The sequence below is a fragment of the Azospirillum sp. TSO22-1 genome, from assembly GCF_003116015.1.
Taxonomy (GTDB): domain Bacteria; phylum Pseudomonadota; class Alphaproteobacteria; order Azospirillales; family Azospirillaceae; genus Azospirillum.
In genome coordinates this window covers 1-1,501 of the sequence record NZ_LGQZ01000235.1, presented here as the reverse complement: position 1 = coordinate 1,501, position 1,501 = coordinate 1, and the positions used below count along the sequence as shown (strand labels likewise).

General features: G+C 69.4%; 3 protein-coding genes. All 3 read right to left on the bottom strand.

The annotated features are described in order from the left end of the window. Positions 1 to 224, bottom strand: a 224-nt coding sequence (locus TSO221_RS34580; RefSeq protein ID WP_146209012.1) for a TRAP transporter large permease subunit, incomplete at its 3' end; no start/stop codon positions are given. Further along, complete coding sequence (locus TSO221_RS34575) at positions 224 to 784, bottom strand: TRAP transporter small permease (protein ID WP_109122968.1); 561 nt, start codon at positions 782 to 784, stop codon at positions 224 to 226. The genes TSO221_RS34580 and TSO221_RS34575, both read right to left, overlap by 1 nt. Further along, a partial coding sequence (gene dctP / locus TSO221_RS34570; RefSeq protein WP_109122967.1) for a TRAP transporter substrate-binding protein DctP occupies positions 784 to 1,501 on the bottom strand: 718 nt, incomplete at its 5' end. The genes TSO221_RS34575 and dctP, both read right to left, overlap by 1 nt.

The following is a 1,501-nucleotide window of genomic DNA, read 5'->3' as shown; positions in this document are numbered from 1 at the left end:
CCGATGGCGGCGCCCTTCAGGATGAACAGCGGGATGGTGAGCAGCGTGATGCTCGCCATCTCCTCGTAGACGTTCTGCGCGACCGTATCCAGCGAGGCGGCCGGCATGAAGAAGTACATGAACACCGCGGCGACGAGGCCGAGGGCGAAGGCGATCGGAATGCCCGAGAACAGCACGCCGAAGGTGGCGGCGCCGTACAGCAGGCCGAGTTCGAGGGCGCCCATCACGCAACCTCCCGGTCGGACATCAGGACTTCGAGGATCTGCAGGGCGATCTGCACCGCCAGCAGCGTCATGCCGAGCGACATGACCGAGTAGGGGATCCACAGCGGCGGCGCCCAGGCGGAGTGGGTGACCATGCCGTCCTCCCACGCCTCGTGGAACAGCGCCCAGGACTTCCAGGCGAAGAAGGTGCAGAAGGCGAAGGACGCCACGTCGGCCAGGAAGCGGCGCACGCGGTCCACCCCGGCCGGCAGCAGCTCCGCCACCGCGTCGATGGCGACGTGGCCGCGCCGCGCCTGCACGTAGGCGGCCGACATGAAGGTCGCGCCCACCAGCAGGAACACCGCCATCTCGTCCTGCCAGTCCGCCGGCTGCTGGAAGACGTAGCGGACCACCGCCTCGTGGGTCAGCACCACGCCGGCGGCGACCACCGCCACCGAGGCCAGCACGGCGACGACGCGGTTCACCACGTCGAGCAGCGCCCCCACCAAGCGCAGCGCCGGCGCCCGCTCGGCGGGAACGGCGGAGGCGTCGAGGATCAGGTTGCGTTCGGCGACCGACATCACACGGCCTCCGCCAGCTTGAGGAGGCGGGCGCCGTCCTTGGTGCGCTCGGCGAAGTCCTTCCAGGCGGTCTCGCGGGCGATCTCCTTCCAGCGGCCGACGGTCGCCTCCGACATCTCCTGCACCTGCACGCCGGCCTTGCCGTAGATCTGCGCGATGCGCTCGTCGTCGGCGCGGGCCTGCTCGTAGCCGAAGGCCTCCATCTCCTCGCCGACCTGGAGGAGGACTTGCTGCTGGTCGGCGGGCAGCCCGTCGAACACCGCCTTCGACATCATCAGCGGCTCCAGCATGAACCAGTAGCTGCCGCGGCGGCCGACCGTGAGGTGCTTGGACAGTTCCTCCAGCTTGAAGGAGATCAGGCTGGTCGCCGAGGTGATCGCCGCATCCACCGCGCCCGTCTGCATGCCGGCGTACAGCTCGTTCGACGGGATGGTGCTGACCGCCGCACCCGCGGCCTTCAGCATCATGTCCATCTCGCGCGAACCGCCGCGCACCTTCAGGCCCTTGACGTCCGCCGGCTCGGCGATGGCGCCGCCGCGCGACGCGGTGCTGCCCGACTGCCAGATCCAGGTCAGCAGCTTGACGCCCTTGGATTCGAGGATGCGGGAGAGTTCACGGCCGATCTCGGCGTTGCGCCACTTCATGCCCTGCTCGTAGCTGGTGACCAGGCACGGCATCAGGCCGAGGTTGGTCTCCGGCACCTCGCCGCCGGCGTAG

What these genes read in the sequence shown, in the direction of transcription:
- TSO221_RS34575 (WP_109122968.1), bottom strand. Translation starts at nt 784, where the DNA reads ATGTCGGTCGCCGAACGCAACCTGATCCTCGACGCCTCCGCCGTTCCC.